Raw genomic sequence first — 17,754 nt, forward strand, 5'->3', positions numbered from 1 at the left:
GCGCGGTTCCGCTGACGAACGAGGACGCTTTGCCGATGCGTTTTTGCCGATGATTTCCCCCCTCGAAATGACGCTGTTCCTGCTGCTCGCATCGGTGGCAGGCGTGGTGGTGTTTCGCTTTCTGAATCTTCCGCCGATGCTCGGCTATCTGACGGTGGGCATCGTCGTCGGTCCGCATGCGTTCGGTCTGATTCCCGACTCGGCGGGCGCGCAGAACCTCGCCGAGTTCGGCGTGGTGTTCCTGATGTTTTCGATCGGGCTGGAGTTTTCGCTCGCCAAGCTGCGCTCCATGCGCCGGCTCGTGTTCGGGCTCGGGCTACTCCAGGTGATCGGCACCATAGCAGTGGCCGTCTCGCTCGGCTTCGTGCTGGAGCGCTGGGTGCACATCAGGTGGCAAGCGAGTGTGGCGCTTGGCGGCGCGCTCGCCATGTCGTCGACGGCGATCGTCAGCAAGATGCTGGCGGAGCGGCTCGAGATCGAGACCGAACATGGCCGCAATATCTTCGGCGTGCTGCTGTTTCAGGATCTGGCGGTGGTGCCGCTGCTCATCATCATCGCCGCGCTGGGCGGCAACTCCGAAGATCTTGTCAGCTCGCTCGGCGTCGCGGCCATCAAGATCGTCGTGGCGCTGTCGCTGCTATTGATCGTGGGCCAGCGCTTCATGACGCGCTGGTTCAACGTGGTGGCGCGGCGCCGTTCGCAGGAACTGTTCATTCTCAATCTGTTGCTGGTGACGCTGGGTTGCGCGTTCATCACGGACAAGTTCGGTTTGTCGCTCGCGCTCGGCGCGTTCATCGCCGGCATGCTGATCGCCGAGACGCCGTACCGGCATCAGGTGGAAGAAGACATCAAGCCGTTTCGCGACGTGCTGCTCGGGCTCTTCTTCATCACCACCGGCATGCTGCTCAATCCGCGCGTGATCTGGGAGCATCCGCTGATCGTGCTCGGCTTTCTGGTCGGCCCGATTCTGCTGAAGGCGATCATGGTCACGGGCCTCTCGCGCCTGTTCGGCGCGTCGCCCGGCGTCGCGATGCGCACCGGTATCGGCCTCGCGCAAGCGGGCGAGTTCGGTTTTGTGCTGCTGAATCTGATCCTCGACAAACATCTCGTCGACGCGACCATGCTGCAGGCAATTCTTGCGGCTATGCTGCTGTCGATGCTGGCCGCGCCGTTCATGATCCAGAACGCGGACCGGATCGTCCTGCGGCTGTCGTCCACTGAATGGATGATGCAGTCGTTGCAAATGACGCGCATCGCCACGCAGAGCCTTAAGCAAAGCGGTCACGTGATCATTTGCGGTTACGGCCGGGCCGGGCAGAATCTGGCGCGCATGCTGGAGCATGAAGGTTTGTCGTACGTCGCGCTCGACCTGGATCCCGATCGTGTCGCGGCGGCAGCGGCGGCGGGTGAATCGGTCGTGTTCGGCGATGCGGGGCGGCGCGAGTCGCTGCTTGCAGCGGGTATCCACCGTGCGGCGACGATTGCGATCACCTATGCGAATACGCCGTCGGCATTGCGCGTGCTGCACAACATTCACGAACTGGAGCCGACGCTGCCGGTGATCGTTCGTACTGTGGATGACGCCGATCTGGAGAAGCTGCTGGCTGCGGGCGCGACCGAGGTGATTCCGGAAATCGTCGAAGGCAGTCTGATGCTCGCCTCGCACACGCTGGTGGTGATGGGTGTGCCGATGCGGCGCGTGGTGCGTCGCGTAGAAGAGATGCGCGATGAGCGCTATGCGCTGCTGCGCGGCTATTTCCACGGCGCCGACGACGTGGACGACGACGATGGCCACGAGCAGGTGCGGCTACAATCTGTGCCGGTCGACGAAAAGGCGGACGCGGTGGGCCGTACGCTCGCGGAGCTCGGTCTGTTCGACGTGGGCGTCGAAGTGACGGCGATCCGGCGGCACGGCATTCGCGGCGTCGAGCCGGATCCGTCCACGAAGCTGCGCGCGAGCGACATCGTGGTGCTGCGCGGCCTGCCCGAACAATTGGCGGAGGCCGAGGAACGGCTCTCGAAGCACCGGCGCGCGGGCGCCGCCGCGGCCTGAAACTTGCGCTCTGTGCCTGGCAAGGCAAGCCAGCCGGGCCGCCTCTCGTTAGTATTTCATCGGACCTGTCGAGGTCCATCCGGAGACATCATGTCCAACGCGCTCGCGAGCGCGCCGCTCGCTGCGGCCGATTACATCAAAAGCCACATTCGCACAGTGCCTGATTGGCCGCAGCCGGGCGTGCAGTTTCGCGATATCACGCCGCTTTTGCAGGAGCCGAAGTCGCTGCGCGTGCTGATCGATCTGTTCGCTCAGCGTTATATCGATGCGAAGCTCGACTACGTTGCCGGGCTCGAAGCGCGCGGTTTCATTTTCGGGCCGATTCTCGCGTATGAGCTGAACCTCGGCTTCATTCCGATCCGCAAGGCGGGCAAACTGCCCTACAAGCGGGTCGCGGAATCGTATGAACTCGAATACGGCACGGCGACCGTCGAGATTCATGAGGACGCCTGCAAGCCCGGCGACCGCATTGTGATCATCGACGATCTGATCGCCACCGGCGGCACGATGATGGCCGGCAAGATTCTGCTCGAGCGCCTCGGCGCGGTGGTAGTGGAAGGCGCGGCGATCATCGATCTGCCCGAACTCGGCGGCTCGAAGCTGCTCAGGGAAGGCGGCCTCGCGCTCTATACGGTCACTGGGTTCGACGGCCACTGATCACTCGCAGCCAACAAGCCGCTGCGAACGTCTTTCTGATCACAAGAAGGTAAGAACAATGCCCAACTTCCTGCTGTTTCTCGCCACATCGATCGCCATCACCATGGCGCCCGGCCCGGACAATCTGCAAGTGCTCGCGCGCGGTATCTCACAGGGTCGCGCGGCGGGGCTGGTCGCGGCGCTCGGCTTTGCAGCCGGCATCACCTTTCACACGACGCTCGCCGCGCTCGGCGTGGCCGCGTTGCTGCGCTCGTCGCCGGTGGCCTTCGAAGTCATCAAGCTGGCCGGCGCCGCGTATCTGATCTGGATCGGCATCAAGGCGCTGCGCAGCCAGGGTCTCGCGACCGCCCACGAACGCGCGCCGCAGCCTTTGATGGCAGTGTTCCGCCAGAGCGTGCTCGGCAATCTGCTGAACCCGAAGGTGACGTTGTTCTTCGTCGTGTTCCTGCCTCAGTTCGTGCAGCCGCACGGCACGCAAAGCGTCACGCTGCAGATGCTCGAACTCGGCGTGCTGTTCATGCTGCAGACGGTGGTGGTCTTTTCGCTGTTCGGCGTATGCGCGGGGATGATCGGCGGGTGGCTGAAACGCCGTCCGCGTGTCGGTGTGTGGCTGGATCGCCTGGCCGGCGCCACGTTCATCTCGATCGGGATTCGCGTCGCGTTGCGCGATTGATTAGATCCACCGACTTCCGCCGACTTCCGCCGACAGCTAGTTTGGAGCTTCGAATGACTTTGCCTTGTATCACCGCCGCGCGCCGCTTCGACGCGCAAGCGCACGTGCCGTTCTGGATCGACGCCGAACAGGTCGGCTGGATCCGCACAGGCGATGTGCCCTTGCTCGCGCGCTGGCCCGACGTGTTCGACATTGACAACGCACGCGTGAAGCTGGCGTCCGCGTTCAATACCGTCGATTTGCGCAGCGCCGCGCTCGGTTCCGTGATCGGCGCGCTGGCCGCCGAAGACCGCATTCCCGGCTGGCGCAACGAGACCTACGCGATCCGCAATGCGTTCGATGCGCCGCCGCTCGCGTATATCGAACGCGCGGCGTCGCGCTTCTTCGGCACGATGACCTACGCGGTGCATCTGAACGGCGTCGTAGAATACGCAGATCGCGCTCCGCAATTGTGGATCGCGCGCCGCAGCGACACCAAGGCGACCGACCCTGGCATGCTCGACAATGTCGTGGCGGGCGGGATCGGCTGGGGCTTCGGCGTCGAGGAAACGATCGTCAAGGAATGCTGGGAAGAAGCCGGCATTCCCGAGGAGATCGCCGCGCGCGCCGTGGCGGGCCGCACCGCGCATGTGCTGCAGTCGTTGCCGGAAGGCACGCAGGCCGAACAGATTTTCATCTACGACCTCGCGCTGCCGGCCGATTTCGCGCCGCGCAATCAGGACGGCGAAGTGGGTGAACACCGGCTCGCGCGCATCGACGAAGCGGCGCGCTGGATCGAGGAGGGCGCCATGACCGTCGACGCGAGCCTGGCCACGCTGGATTGCCTGCTGCGCCGCCGCTGGATCGATGAAGACGCGTGTAACGGCATCGAGGCCTTGTTCGTGCCGCCGCTCGTCGCCTGAGCGCCTGAGCGCCGCATCGGTGCGGGCGCAACGACCATGCCGAAACACGCTGCATCGAGCTACACACACCGAACAAACCACGCATTGAAGAAGGGAGTCACCCAGGTCATGTCGACCGATCACAGCTTTATCCTCAAACTGTCGTGCGCCGACCGGCCCGGCATCGTTCACGCCGTGTCGGGCTTTCTGTTCGAGCGTGGCAGCAATATTCTCGACTCCGCACAGTTCGGCGACAGCCGCACCGGCGAGTTCTTCATGCGCGTGCATTTCCAGCAGGTGGGCGGCGATCCGGGTCTGGAGGCGCTGCGCACGTCGTTCGCGACGCTCGCCGAGCAGTTCGGTATGCGTTGGGAGATGCACGACGCGTCGGTGAAGCCCCGCGTGGTGATCATGGTGTCGAAGATCGGTCATTGCCTGAACGATCTGCTGTTCCGCTACCGCACCGGCCAGTTGGGGATCGAGATTCCGGCGATCATCTCGAACCACAAAGAGTTCTATCAGCTCGCGGCCAGCTACGACATTCCGTTCCATCATTTCCCGCTGCTGGGCGCCACGCCCGACGCAAAGGCCGCGCAGGAAGCGCGCGTGCTCGAAGTGATCGACGAGCATCAAGCCGACCTGGTGGTTCTTGCGCGCTACATGCAGATTCTGTCGCCGAAGCTGTGCGAAGCGCTGGCGGGCCGCGCGATCAACATTCATCACTCGTTCCTGCCGAGCTTCAAGGGCGCGAAGCCGTATTACCAGGCGTTCGACCGCGGCGTGAAACTGATCGGCGCGACCGCCCATTACGTGACGACGGATCTCGACGAAGGTCCGATCATCGAACAGGAAGTGGAGCGCGTTGACCACAGCATGACGCCGGAGCAGCTGACGGCGATCGGCCGCGACGTCGAGTGCGTGACGCTGGCGCGTGCGGTGAAGTGGCACGTGGAGCATCGCGTCGTGTTGAACGGCAGCAAGACGGTGGTGTTCCGCTAGGCGCTACGGCTAGCAAATTTGCGCGGAAGAAGGCGGCGAACGGATGATTCCGGCGCCGCCTTTTTTGTTTGGGTGAGCGGTACGCCGCGGACTGTCCGCTTCGCGTGTTCGCTATCAGGAGCGCGCCGCGGACCGACCCGCGTCACGCGCGACGTTGGCGTTTTGCGCCGAACGGCGGCGCGCGTTCAGCTTCTTCAGCCAGATCAGCAGTCCCGTCGCGCTCAGCACGGCGACCGCGATGCCGACCGCGCTAATCAGAATCCGTCCGCCGAGTCCGAGAATGCGTCCCGAATGCAGAGGGAATTGCACCTGCACGAAGATATCGCCCGCCGTGCCTTTGCTAGGAATCTGCGCGCCGAGCTGCTTGCCGGTTGCCGCGTCCCAATACATCCACGGATTGCCGAGGCCGAAATCGCCGTGATCGTTGCCGGTCGCGTAGAAACCGACGCCGTACGCATGGATAAATTCCGCGTAGTAGATGCCGCCCGGCGCGACGCTGAGTTTCTGCGCGCGGCCGGCCTGCTCGGCGAGCTGCACGATGCGTTCGCGGCTCAACACGGTGTCACCCGGTTGCGGGGCGCGCAGGATTTCAGGGTTGTTGATCGGATCAGGCGTGAGTTTCGAGAACAGCGACACGATTGGGCGCACCACGGGCGCTGAGAGATTCATCGACACCGATGTCAGCGCCACGATCATCAGCAGGCCCCAGATCCACACGCCGCCTGAGCGGTGCAAATCGAAAGTGAACGTATAGCCGCCGCGCCCGAGGCGGAACGCGAACGACTTGCGCCACGCCTTGACGCTCGGAAACGAAAGCCACAGCGCGATCACGCTGTCGAACAGCCAGATGATGCCGACGATCCCCATCACCCACGTGCCAATGTCGACGCCACCCGTAAACGGCAGTTGCAGCGTGTAGTGCAGCTTGTAGATGAACGGAATCAGATTGATACGTGCGAGCGAGACAGCGCCCCATTCGCGGCGTCCCTGGATCTCGCCGGTGGCGGGGTCGACGGCGATCTGATTGAAGTCGAGCGGGTAGGGCTTCTGCGTGGCCGGGTTGGTCCGCGGCAGCACCATCATTTGCAGCGTATGGCCTGGCTCGGCGGCCAGCGGCAGATACGTCACCTGAAGACGCGGATCGGCGGCTTCCACGCGGCGCGCCAATTCCAGGCCCGACAGCGCCGGACCGGCGGTGCGGGCTTTGAAGAACGATGGGTTCAGCGCCGCATCCAGCTCATGGTCCCACGCGATGATCGCGCCGGTCAGGCCGGCGACGAACAGAAACAGCGCTGTGGCGACACCGAACCAGCGGTGCAGCCGGACGAGCTGGCGCCTCATGGGCGAGCCGTCGCGACGGAGCGGGACTTCGGATGGGGTGTCACGACAGAGGTTCGTTGGCGTAAATGGGAATTGTTCTCATCTTAAGGAATCATGCCACGCGCCGCAAGTTTGTCGTAAGTGCGGCGTGGCGCCGCAACAGTTTCTTGCCTGCGCGTGTCGGTGAAAGTCTTGACCAGCGCAGGTTTCAGCCTGCATAAGCGCCACATATGCGACAAAATGTCGCAGCTCTAAGCTTACAATTCGCCTCGATCTTCGGCATCATCGCGCTTCAGCGAATGGGAATCATTCTCATTTGACGGGGAAATCAAAAAAACTGCGGAATCAGGCGATGAACGTAAGAAACGGGGTAGAAGAGCGGAAGAAAAACCTGACGCTGCGACCGCTGCATCTGGCGGTGTGTCTGGCGTTGGCAACGAGCCACGCGGCATGGGCGCAGCAGGCCTCGGACGCGGCAGCGTCGACGGATAGCAACGAAAAAGCGCTACCGGCCGTCAAGGTGACGGCGGCGCAAGACACTGAGCAGCATCTGAAGGAAGACGTCAGCAGCGGCGCGCTCGGCACCCGCTCGCAACTCGAGACGCCGTTTTCGACCACCGTGGTGACGAGCGAAGAACTGCAGGATCGTCAGCCGTCCAAGCTCGGCGACGTGTTCGCCACCGACGCCTCCGTCTCCGACAACGGCAACGCCTACAACGCATGGGCCACTTATCTGACGGTGCGCGGCATGCAACTCGACTGGCAGTCGGGTTTCAAGATCGACGGCATGCCGTTCAACAGCTACGGCATCACCATGCCGTACGAGCAACTCGAGAAAGTGGAGTTGCTCAAGGGGCTGACCGGTTTCATGTACGGCTTCGGCGCACCGGGCGGCGTGGTCAACTACGTGACAAAAAAGCCGCCGGTCTCGACGACGCCGGTGCGCAGCATCGACATCGGCTATTACACCGACGGCGTGTGGACCGAGCATGCGGATCTCGGCGGACGTGTCGGTCCGGACGGCATGTTCGGCTATCGCCTGAACGCCACCCAGGAAGAAGGCAAGACCTATAACGACGGCAACGTGCGCCGCGACTCCGTCTCGGTCGCGCTCGATGCGCGCATCACGCGCGACCTCAAGGCCACGTTCGGGGCGCTGTATCAGGAGCGCCATTCGAGCGGCATCACCGGCGCGATCTCGACGGCGGAATATCCGGGCACGGTGTTGCCGCACACGATGAGCGGCGGCAGCGGCAACCTCTCCGGTCCCGACCAGCATCTGAACACGAACCTCCAGCTCTACACCGCGGGCTTGCAGTACAACCTCGGCCCGGACTGGACGCTGAACGCGACCTACAGCTACAGCAAAAGCTCGCGCGATCGCAACGAGAGCACCTACTACCTGCAGAACAGCGCCGGCGATTACACCGATAGCCGCTTCGCCGGGAAGGAAGGGCATCAGTTGAGTTTGTGGCAGGTGTCGGCGGAAGGCAGCGTGAAGACGGGGCCGTTGCAGCACCAGCTTGTAATCGGCGCGGCGTATCAGCGTCAAACGAACGACTACGGCGCGAACAGTTTCTTCGGCCAGATCGGCACGGGCAACCTCTACCAGCCGAACAGCAATACCTTCTACAGCGCATCGAACTACTACACCTATCGCGACAGCGACATCACGCAAAAAGCGTTGTTCGCGAACGATACGATCCAGTTGACGCAGCGCTGGTCGGTACTCGGCGGCGTGCGCTACACGAATTACGAGCAGCACGGTTACTCGACCACCGGCGCGACCACGTCGACCTATAGCCAGAACGGCGTCGTCACGCCGACCGTGGCGCTGATGTTCAAGCTCGCGCCGACCACAACGCTGTACACGAGCTACGTGGAGTCGCTGGAAGCGGGCACCGTGGTGGGCGACACCTACGCGAACCACGGCGAGCTGCTCAAGCCGCTGCGCAGCAAGCAGTACGAAGTCGGGATCAAGAGCGAACATGAGCGCTGGAGCGCGACGGCCGCGCTGTTCCGCATCGAACGCGGCTCGGCCTACGCGAATAGCGCGAACGTCTACATGCAGGACGGCGAGTCGATCTTTCAGGGCGTGGAGTTCGGCGGCGATGTGCGCCTCGGCGCGAGCTGGAACGTCGGCGGCGATCTCATGTGGATCAATACGAAGTACGAGAAGGGCGCGGCCAATAACGGCAACCGCGTGGCCGGCGCGCCGCAGTTCGTGGTGGCGGGGCATGCGACGTACTCGGTGCCGTATGTGCCGGGGCTGCGCATCGGCGCCGACGCGAAGTTCACGGGCAATACGGGAGTGCGCCCGTCCGGCAATCTGGATACGCCAGGCTACATGCTGGTCAATCTCGGGGCGAGCTATGCGACGCGCATTGGCGGCTATGACGTGACGTTCCGCGCGGCGATCGACAACCTGCTCAATCGCCGCTATTGGGAGTACCAATACGCGGACTATGTGACGCCGGGCGATCCGCGCACGTTGTCACTGAACGCGCGTATCGACTTCTGAACATGAAAAGAGCGGCACCGAAGTGCCGCTTTTCTTATCCGCCGATCAGCGTTACGAGCCGCTCGCCGCCGCCTCAAACCAACCGCAAGTAAATCAATTCCCGCTTGATATACGCATAGAAAATTGGCGCCGCGATCACGCCGGGAAGACCGAACGCGGCTTCCATGATGAGCATGGCGATCAGCAATTCCCACGCGCGCGCCTCGATTTGTCCGCCCACGATGCGCGCGTTCAGGAAGTACTCGAGCTTGTGAATCAGGATCAGGAACACGAGCGACATGACCGCTGCCGGAAAGCTCACCGAGAGCGCCACCGCGACGATGATCGTGTTCGAGATCAGATTGCCGATCACCGGCAGCAAGCCGACGATGAACGTGACCAGCACCAGCGTCTTCGACAACGGCAGCGTGTCGTGGAAGATCGGCAGAATCACCAGCAGGAAGATGCCGGTGAAGACCGCGTTGATCGCCGAAATCTTCACCTGAGCGAACACGATGCGGCGGAACGCATCGGCGAAACGTGTCACGCGTGTGACGAACGCCGTAGATAGCGGCAGCCGCTGCATATGCTTTTGCGCGCCGACCGCGATGATCGCGCCGATGATCATGCCGATCAGGATATGCGTGAACGCGCGCGCCGCCGTCTTGCCGCTTTGCTGGAGCATGTTGGCGTGCGTCTGCATCAGCTCCGCCGCCTTGGTCTTCATCTGTTCGGTATCGACCGGCAGATAGTTGGCGACGAATTGCGGAATCCGGCCGCGCGCCTGGTCGATCAGTTGCATGGCCTGGTCGAGCAGCTTCTGCACGCTCGGCACGTCGTTCTCGAAATGCTCGATGATGCCGAGCGTGAGCCCCGTCAGCGCGCCCACGATCACCGTGGCCAGGAAGACCACCGCGAGCCAGCGTGCCCGCTTGCTCGACATGTGGCGCTCGATGCGCGGCGCGATCGTGTGAACCAGTTGGAACACCAGCAGCCCGGCGAGCAAGGCGCCGAGCAGCCGAAGTTCGATCACCGCCCACATGCCGAACAGCATCACGATATAACTGCCGATTTCGACCGCCGACAGCTTCGGCAGGCTCATGTCGCTCGTCAGCCTGACCGGGCGTGGGCGTAGGTCCTGCACTTGCCCGTCGTCGCGCGCCTGATTCCGCTTGGCCATGGCTTATTCCGTCTCCAACCCGAGTTGTGCAGCGTTACTTTTTACTGGCCGCGCGTTTCAGCAGAGGCGCCAGGTACTTGCCGGTAAAACTTGCCTTTGACTTTGCAACTTGTTCCGGCGTGCCTTGAGCGATGATCTGCCCGCCGCCGGCCCCGCCTTCCGGGCCGAGATCGATGACCCAGTCCGCAGTCTTTATTACATCGAGATTATGCTCGATGATCACGACGGTATTACCCTGGTCGCGTAATCGATGAATCACTTCGAGCAACAACGCGATGTCATGAAAATGTAGGCCGGTGGTCGGCTCGTCAAGTATGTATAGCGTGCGACCCGTGTCACGCTTGCTCAGTTCCAAAGATAGTTTGACGCGCTGGGCCTCGCCGCCCGACAGCGTGGTGGCCGACTGGCCCAGCCGGATATAGCCCAGACCCACGTCCAGCAAGGTTTTCAGCTTGCGCGCGACGACCGGCACCGGCTTGAAGAACTCATAAGCGTTCTCCACCGTCATGTCGAGCACTTCGCTGATGTTCTTGCCTTTGTACTGGACGTCGAGCGTTTCGCGGTTGTAGCGCTTGCCGTGACAGACGTCGCACGGCACGTACACGTCCGGCAAAAAGTGCATCTCGACCTTCAGCACGCCGTCGCCCTGGCAGGATTCGCAGCGGCCGCCCTTCACGTTGAACGAGAAACGGCCGGCTTCGTAGCCGCGTTCCTTCGCCGCCGGCACGCCCGCGAACAGTTCGCGGATCGGCGTGAAGAGGCCCGTGTAGGTGGCCGGGTTCGAGCGCGGCGTGCGGCCGATCGGCGACTGGTCGACGTTGATGACCTTGTCGAAGTGCTCGAGGCCCTCGATCGATTCATACGGCGCCGGCTCCGTGGCCGAGCCGTACAGGTGATGCGCGACCGCGTGGTACAGCGTGTCGTTGATGAGCGTGGACTTGCCCGAACCGGACACGCCGGTCACGCAGGTCAGCAAGCCGACCGGCAAATCGAGCGACACGTGCTGCAGATTGTTGCCGTACGCCTCGACGATGCGCAGACGCTTGTCGTCGGGCTGCTTGCGTTCGTCCGGGAACTCGATGTTGCGCGCGCCGGACATGTATTGCCCGGTCATCGACGCCGCGTTCGCCTGCACCTGTTTGGGCGTGCCTTCGGCGATCACCATGCCGCCGTGTTCGCCCGCGCCTGGCCCCATGTCGACCACGTAGTCGGCCATGCGGATCATGTCCTCGTCGTGTTCGACCACGATCACCGAGTTGCCGAGGTCGCGCAGATGCTTGAGCGTGGCGATCAGCCGGTCGTTATCGCGCTGATGCAGGCCGATGGACGGCTCGTCCAGCACGTACATCACACCGGTCAGGCCCGAGCCGATCTGCGACGCGAGACGAATGCGCTGCGCCTCGCCGCCGGACAGCGTCTCCGCGCTGCGCTCCAGCGACAGATAATCCAGCCCGACGTTGTTCAGGAACATCAGCCGCGCGACGATTTCCTTGACCACCTTGTCGGCGATTTCGCGCTTCGAGCCTTCCAGGCGCAGCGTCTGGAAATAACCGAGCGCGTCGCGCAACGGCCAGCCGCTGATCTCGAAGATGCCGCGCGCATCGCCGTCCGTGCCGATCCGCACGAAGCGCGCTTCGCGCCGCAGACGCGTGCCGGCGCAAGCCGGGCAGGGCTGATTGTTCTGATACTTGGCGAGTTCCTCGCGCACCGCGACCGAATCGGTCTCGCGGTAACGCCGCTCCAGATTCGGGATGATCCCTTCGAATACATGCTCGCGCACCGAAGTGCGGCCACGTTCGTTGATGTACGAGAACGGGATCTCCTGCTTGCCCGAACCGAACAGCAGGATCTTGCGGACCTTCTCCGGCAAGTCTTCGACGGCCGTGTCGATGTCGAATTCGTAGAACGCCGCGAGACTCTGCAGCATCTGGAAGTAGAACTGGTTGCGCCGGTCCCAGCCCTTCACCGCGCCGGCCGCGAGCGACAGCGACGGATGCGCGACCACCCGCTTCGGATCGAAGAAGGTAATCTGGCCGAGCCCGTCGCATTCCGGGCATGCGCCCATCGGGTTGTTGAACGAGAAGAGGCGCGGCTCCAGTTCCTGCAGCGAATACGAGCAGATCGGGCAGGCGAACTTCGAGCTGAACAGATGCTCCTTGTCCGTGTCCATTTCGAGCGCGATCGCGCGACCGTCGGCGAGGCGCAATGCCGTTTCAAACGATTCGGCCAGACGCTGCTTCATGTCGGGGCGCACTTTCAGGCGGTCCACGACCACGTCGATGGTGTGCTTGTCGTTCTTCTTCAGCTTCGGCAGCGAGTCGACTTCATAGATCTTCGCGACGCCTTCATTAGCGGTGCCGCCGCCCGAGCGCACGCGGAAGCGGATAAAGCCTTGCGCCTGCATCTCCTCGAACAGTTCGACGTGCTCGCCTTTGCGATTCGCCACGACGGGCGCGAGGATCATCAGCTTGGTTTCTTCCGGCAACGCGAGCGCCGCGTCGACCATCTGCGAGACGCTTTGCGCTTCTAGCGGGATTTCGTGGTCCGGACAGTAAGGCGTGCCGACCCGTGCGAACAGGAGCCGCAGGTAGTCGTGAATCTCGGTGACGGTGCCGACCGTGGAACGCGGATTGTGCGAGGTCGCCTTCTGTTCGATCGAGATTGCCGGCGACAGGCCTTCAATCAGATCGACGTCCGGTTTCTCCATCAATTGCAGGAACTGGCGAGCGTAGGCGGAGAGACTTTCGACGTAGCGCCGTTGCCCTTCCGCATAAAGCGTGTCGAACGCCAGCGACGATTTGCCCGAGCCTGAAAGGCCCGTGATGACAACGAGCTTGTGACGGGGTAGATCGAGGTTGACGTTCTTCAGGTTGTGGGTGCGAGCCCCACGAATACGGATTTGTTCCACGGATTTATTCCATGAACTGGCGGAAAGAGGAAGAGGCTAAACCTGCTACTATAACGACTTTTCAAGACCGCCGTTACGGCTTCCTGACAGCCTGAAGAGGCGTTGAGGCGTGCTGTAAGGCAGCGGTCCAGCGCCGCGGGAAGAGGTCTAACTGGGGCCGTTTTCCGCGAGTACAAGGCAACCGCGAGGCAACACGAAGCACCGCGAGGCGCCAGCGGGAATGCAGAAAGGCCGTCGGCTCGAGTGCCGCGCCGCTGCCGGCCCGCCGTCTTGCGGCAAGCCGCGCGGTCGTGGCCGCTATGCCGCTGTGCCCGTCCGCGGTGTGCCGCCCAGCTCAATCAACGAACGTTCCCGATGTCCAATCCGTCCGCCATCTCCTCACGCATGAGCGCGCCTGAACTGCGCGCGACCGTGTCGCTTGCCGCCATCTTCGCGCTGCGCATGCTCGGTCTCTTCATGATCATGCCGGTGTTCTCGATCTACGCGAAGACCATCCCTGGCGGCGACAATGTCCTGCTAGTGGGGATTGCGCTCGGCGCGTACGGCGTGACCCAATCCATGCTGTACATCTTCTACGGCTGGGTCTCCGACAAGATCGGCCGCAAACCGGTCATTGCGACCGGCTTGCTGATTTTCGCGCTCGGCAGCTTCGTCGCGGCGGGCGCGCACGACATGACGTGGATCATCGTCGGGCGGGTGATTCAGGGCATGGGCGCGGTGTCGTCGGCGGTGATCGCGTTTATCGCCGACCTGACCGCCGAGGAACATCGCACCAAGGCGATGGCGATGGTGGGCGGCAGCATCGGCGTATCGTTCGCAGTGGCGATTGTCGGTGCGCCGATCGTGTTTCAGTGGGTCGGCATGAGCGGGCTGTTCACGCTCGTCGGCATCTTCTCGATTCTGGCGATCGGCGTGGTGCTGTGGATCGTGCCCGATGCGCCGAAGCCGGTGCACGTGCGCGCGCCGTTCGCCGAAGTGCTGCACAACGTCGAGCTGCTGCGTCTGAACTTTGGCGTGCTCGTGCTGCACGCCACGCAAACCGCGCTGTTCCTCGTCGTGCCGCGCATTCTCGAAGCGGGCGGGCTGCCCGTCGCGTCGCACTGGAAGGTCTATTTGCCGGTCATGGGCCTTTCGTTCGTGATGATGGTGCCCGCGATCATCGCCGCCGAGAAGCGCGGAAAAATGAAAATCGTGCTGCTTTCTGCGATTGCTCTTATCCTGATCGGACAGTTGTTATTGGGCGTCGCTCCGCATACGATTCTGAGTGTGGCGGCGATCCTTTTTGTGTACTTTTTGGGCTTCAATATTCTTGAGGCTTCGCAGCCTTCGCTGGTGTCGAAGCTGGCGCCCGGAACCCGCAAGGGCGCGGCGGCCGGTGTGTACAACACCACGCAATCGATTGGTCTTGCGCTGGGTGGCGTGGTCGGCGGTTGGCTGCTGAAAGTGGACGGGCAAAGCGCGGTATTTTTCACCTGTTCGGGGCTCGTCTTGTGCTGGCTTATAATCGCCGCAAAGATGAAACAGCCGCCGCGCAAAGCGTAAACCGGCGCATCCCGAACTTACCCAGAACTCACCCGGCGGCGGGCAGAGGCGCAGTTCCGGTCTCGGGCCTGCCGGCCCTGAAACGCGAACCGTGTATTGCCGCGCCGCCCGTAACGGAATCAACAGGAGAAACTCATGGCATCCGTGAACAAGGTCATTCTCGTCGGCAATCTCGGAGCCGATCCGGAAGTCCGTTATCTTCCGAGCGGCGACGCAGTGGCGAACATCCGCCTTGCAACGACGGATCGGTACAAGGACAAGGCGTCCGGCGAAATGAAGGAAGCGACCGAATGGCACCGTGTGTCGTTCTTCGGCCGCCTCGCGGAAATCGTCTCCGAATATCTGAAGAAGGGCTCGTCGGTGTACCTGGAAGGGCGCATCCGCACCCGTAAGTGGCAAGCGCAAGACGGCACCGACCGTTATTCGACGGAAATCGTCGCCGAGCAGATGCAAATGCTGGGTGGCCGCGGCGGCTCGATGGGCGGCGGTGGCGACGAAGGCGGCTACAGCCGTGGTGAGCCGTCGGAGCGTAGCGGCGGCGGTGGTGGCGGCCGCGCAGTGTCGGGCGGCGGTGCGCGTGGCGGCAGCGGTGGTGGCGGTGGCGGCGCGAGCCGTCCGAGCGCGCCGGCTGGCGGCGGGTTTGATGAGATGGATGATGATATTCCGTTCTGATTCATCCGCACTCGCACCGAACTGATGCAAAAAACCCCGCTTAACCAGCGGGGTTTTTATTTGCGCGTCGCTTAGTCAGGTCAGACGTAGACCCTTCGCCTCCGCTCCTGACCGCCTGCCAGGGATAAACCTGGTCACAAGCACTGGCGTGCCTCAGCGGCGCATTTACGCCAGTTGTGAACCGTCTCTTCGAATACCGCCTTGACATTCAGCCCTCCGACGACAATACTCAAATCATACTTTGTACGGACAAAGTAACAAAGACAGGCAAACTGGTCGAAACAGGAGACAGGTATGGAGTCCGACGTCGCAGTCAAAAACCGCATTCGCGCCAGCTACGGGCGCTACCTAGAAGATTTTCAGGTAGGCGATATCTACGAGCACCGCCCCGGGCGCACTATTACCGAAGCTGACAACATCCACTTCTCGCTGCTGACGATGAACTTCCATCCGATGCATTGCGATGCCGCCTACGCCGCCAAAAGCGAGTTCGGCCGCCTGCTGGTCAACAGCGGCCTGACGGTTGCCGTGGTGCTGGGTCTGTCGGTGAACGACGTCAGCGGCAAGGCGATCGCCAACCTCGGCTGGAAAGAGATTCGTCTGACGGGCCCGGTGTTTTGCGGCGACACGATCTACGCGGAATCCGAAGTGCTCGAAAAGCGCGAATCGAAGTCGCGTCCCGGGCAGGGCATCGTCACCGTGCAAACCCGCGCGTTCAAGCAGGACGGCACACCGATCATGGACTTCGTGCGCAGCGCGCTGGTGCCGACACGCGGGCACGGCGTCGGCGATTGATCGACGCGTTGCCCCGCGTCGACGGCCGCACCATCGGGCCGGCGCCCGGGCAGTTTGAGTACCACCAGCAGCACATAGCGCGCATCTGCCGGCAAGAGCAGCTCGCGCGCGGATTCCGGCGGCGCCTGAACAGGCGCCACGAAGCGGCAGGCGTCAATGCAGCCGCATGCACACCAAGGAGACAAAGGTGGCTATCGGTATCGTCAACTCGGGCGCGCGACTCGATCGCCTGCCCATCGCGTCCTTTCACTGGAAGGTTCTCGGCCTCATCAGCGCGGGCGCCTTTCTCGACGCCTTCGACATCTATCTCGCCGCCGGCGCCCTCGGCGCGATGGTGAAAGCGGGCTTCTCGGATCTGAAGCTGAACGCGCTTTTCATCTCGGTGACCTTTCTCGGCATGCTGATCGGCGCGGGCTTCGCCGGTTATCTCGGCGACCGTTTCGGCCGCCGCTCGTCGTACCAGACCAACCTGCTGATTTTCGGCATCGCGTCGATTGCCGCGTGCTTCGTGCCGAACATGACGTGGCTGATCGTATTGCGGCTGATCATGGGTGTCGGCCTCGGCGCCGAACTGGTGGTCGCCGCGGGCACCTTGTGCGAATTCATCCCGCCCGCATCACGCGGACGCTGGACCGCTCTGCTCGCGCTCATCATCAATTCCGGCTTGCTGGTGTCGACGGCGGTGGGCTACGTCGTGATTCCGCTTCTGGGCTGGCGCTATATGTTCGGGATTGCCGGCGTCGGCGCGATCATCGTGTGGGTGCTGCGGCACCGTATGCCGGAGTCGCCGCGCTGGCTCGAATCAGTGGGCCGCGGCGACGAAGCCGAGGCGACCGTTGCGGCTATCGAAAGCGAGGTGCAGCGACAGAAAGGTCCGTTGCCGCCGGTCGAGCGCACCGAAAGTCTCGAAGTGCCGAAAGCGCCGTTCTCCGCGTTGTTTTCGCACGCCATGCTCGGCCGCACGCTGGTCGCGATTCTCACCGCGGTCGCCGTGAATATTTCGGTGTACGGCTTTGTCGCATGGCTGCCGACCTTCTTCGTCAAGGAAGGCCTGACCATCGTGCAATCGCTAGGCTTCACGACGCTGATGGCGTTCGGCGCGCCAGGCGGCGCTCTGGTCGGCTTCTTCTGCGCGGATCGTATCGGCCGGGCGCGTGGTCTTGTGATCTTCGCGATCGCCACGATCGTGGTCGGCTTCATCTATCCGAACATGCATGCGGGCTGGGCGATCAGCAGCGTCGGCTTCGTGTTGATCACCTGCATCTATACGGTCACCACGCTGGGCTTGTTCGCCTACATCCCCGAACTCTTTCCGACTGAACTGCGCCTGCGCGGCACCGGCACGGCCGGTGTATGCGGCCGCGCCGCCTCCATGAGCACGCCGTATCTGGCGGTGTTGCTCTACAACTCGTTCGGCGTGTCCGGCGTGCTGGCCATGGTGAGCAGCGTCCTCGCGTTGCTGGTGTTCGGGATTCTGCTGCTGCGCGTGGAAACCAACCAGCATGCGCTCGAGCGGATCTCGCCGAGCCTCGACACCGACTCTGATTCGCTACCCGCTGCCCAGCAAGGTTAAA

General features: G+C 62.9%; 13 protein-coding genes. 10 read left to right on the plus strand and 3 right to left on the minus strand.

Annotated features, from left to right (window positions below; genetic code table 11):
• Positions 1 to 49: 49 nt before the first annotated feature.
• The 5 genes from PQR54_RS03325 (at position 50) to purU (ending at position 5,263) form a co-directional block, all read left to right on the plus strand.
• The gene (locus PQR54_RS03325; protein ID WP_408244247.1) at positions 50 to 2,053 is read left to right on the plus strand and encodes a monovalent cation:proton antiporter family protein; all 2,004 of its coding nucleotides are present in this window, start codon (positions 50 to 52) and stop codon (positions 2,051 to 2,053) included.
• Positions 2,054 to 2,143: 90 nt separating this feature from the next.
• A complete protein-coding gene (locus tag PQR54_RS03330; protein WP_408244051.1) occupies positions 2,144 to 2,710 on the plus strand; it encodes an adenine phosphoribosyltransferase in 567 nt (188 codons plus the stop codon).
• Between the two features lie 58 nt (positions 2,711 to 2,768).
• Positions 2,769 to 3,383 (plus strand): LysE family translocator, encoded by a 615-nt coding sequence (locus tag PQR54_RS03335; protein ID WP_408244052.1) that lies wholly within the window; start codon positions 2,769 to 2,771, stop codon positions 3,381 to 3,383.
• A 53-nt stretch (positions 3,384 to 3,436) separates the two neighbouring features.
• The gene (locus PQR54_RS03340; RefSeq protein ID WP_408244053.1) at positions 3,437 to 4,285 is read left to right on the plus strand and encodes an NUDIX hydrolase; all 849 of its coding nucleotides are present in this window, start codon (positions 3,437 to 3,439) and stop codon (positions 4,283 to 4,285) included.
• Between the two features lie 108 nt (positions 4,286 to 4,393).
• A complete protein-coding gene (gene purU, locus PQR54_RS03345; protein ID WP_012431669.1) occupies positions 4,394 to 5,263 on the plus strand; it encodes a formyltetrahydrofolate deformylase in 870 nt (289 codons plus the stop codon).
• A 114-nt stretch (positions 5,264 to 5,377) separates the two neighbouring features.
• Here the strand turns inward: purU and PQR54_RS03350 are convergent, their stop codons facing one another.
• Entirely contained in the window at positions 5,378 to 6,604 is a 1,227-nt protein-coding gene (locus tag PQR54_RS03350) for a PepSY-associated TM helix domain-containing protein (RefSeq protein ID WP_408244054.1), read from the minus strand.
• Between the two features lie 331 nt (positions 6,605 to 6,935).
• On the opposite strand from PQR54_RS03350, the gene PQR54_RS03355 reads away from it, so the two are divergent.
• The gene (locus tag PQR54_RS03355; RefSeq protein ID WP_408244055.1) at positions 6,936 to 9,104 is read left to right on the plus strand and encodes a TonB-dependent siderophore receptor; all 2,169 of its coding nucleotides are present in this window, start codon (positions 6,936 to 6,938) and stop codon (positions 9,102 to 9,104) included.
• 73 nt (positions 9,105 to 9,177) lie between these two features.
• Here PQR54_RS03355 and PQR54_RS03360 read toward each other — a convergent pair whose 3' ends face one another.
• On the minus strand, positions 9,178 to 10,263 hold the full coding sequence (locus PQR54_RS03360; protein WP_408244056.1) for an AI-2E family transporter: 1,086 nt from the start codon (positions 10,261 to 10,263) through the stop codon (positions 9,178 to 9,180).
• A gap of 34 nt (positions 10,264 to 10,297) precedes the next feature.
• Positions 10,298 to 13,171, minus strand: coding sequence for an excinuclease ABC subunit UvrA (gene uvrA, locus PQR54_RS03365; RefSeq protein WP_408244057.1), 2,874 nt, complete (start codon positions 13,169 to 13,171; stop codon positions 10,298 to 10,300).
• Between the two features lie 354 nt (positions 13,172 to 13,525).
• Between uvrA and PQR54_RS03370 the strand changes: the two genes are divergently transcribed.
• The 4 genes from PQR54_RS03370 (at position 13,526) to PQR54_RS03385 (ending at position 17,753) form a co-directional block, all read left to right on the plus strand.
• A complete protein-coding gene (locus tag PQR54_RS03370; RefSeq protein ID WP_408244058.1) occupies positions 13,526 to 14,713 on the plus strand; it encodes an MFS transporter in 1,188 nt (395 codons plus the stop codon).
• A 135-nt stretch (positions 14,714 to 14,848) separates the two neighbouring features.
• Positions 14,849 to 15,385 (plus strand): single-stranded DNA-binding protein, encoded by a 537-nt coding sequence (locus PQR54_RS03375; protein ID WP_106282086.1) that lies wholly within the window; start codon positions 14,849 to 14,851, stop codon positions 15,383 to 15,385.
• 294 nt (positions 15,386 to 15,679) lie between these two features.
• A complete protein-coding gene (locus PQR54_RS03380) occupies positions 15,680 to 16,180 on the plus strand; it encodes a MaoC family dehydratase (protein WP_408244059.1) in 501 nt (166 codons plus the stop codon).
• Between the two features lie 166 nt (positions 16,181 to 16,346).
• Positions 16,347 to 17,753 (plus strand): MFS transporter, encoded by a 1,407-nt coding sequence (locus tag PQR54_RS03385; protein WP_408244060.1) that lies wholly within the window; start codon positions 16,347 to 16,349, stop codon positions 17,751 to 17,753.
• The last annotated feature ends 1 nt before the right edge of the window (position 17,754 follow it).

This window comes from Paraburkholderia phytofirmans (assembly GCF_046028095.1).
Classification (GTDB): Bacteria; Pseudomonadota; Gammaproteobacteria; order Burkholderiales; family Burkholderiaceae; genus Paraburkholderia; species Paraburkholderia phytofirmans_A.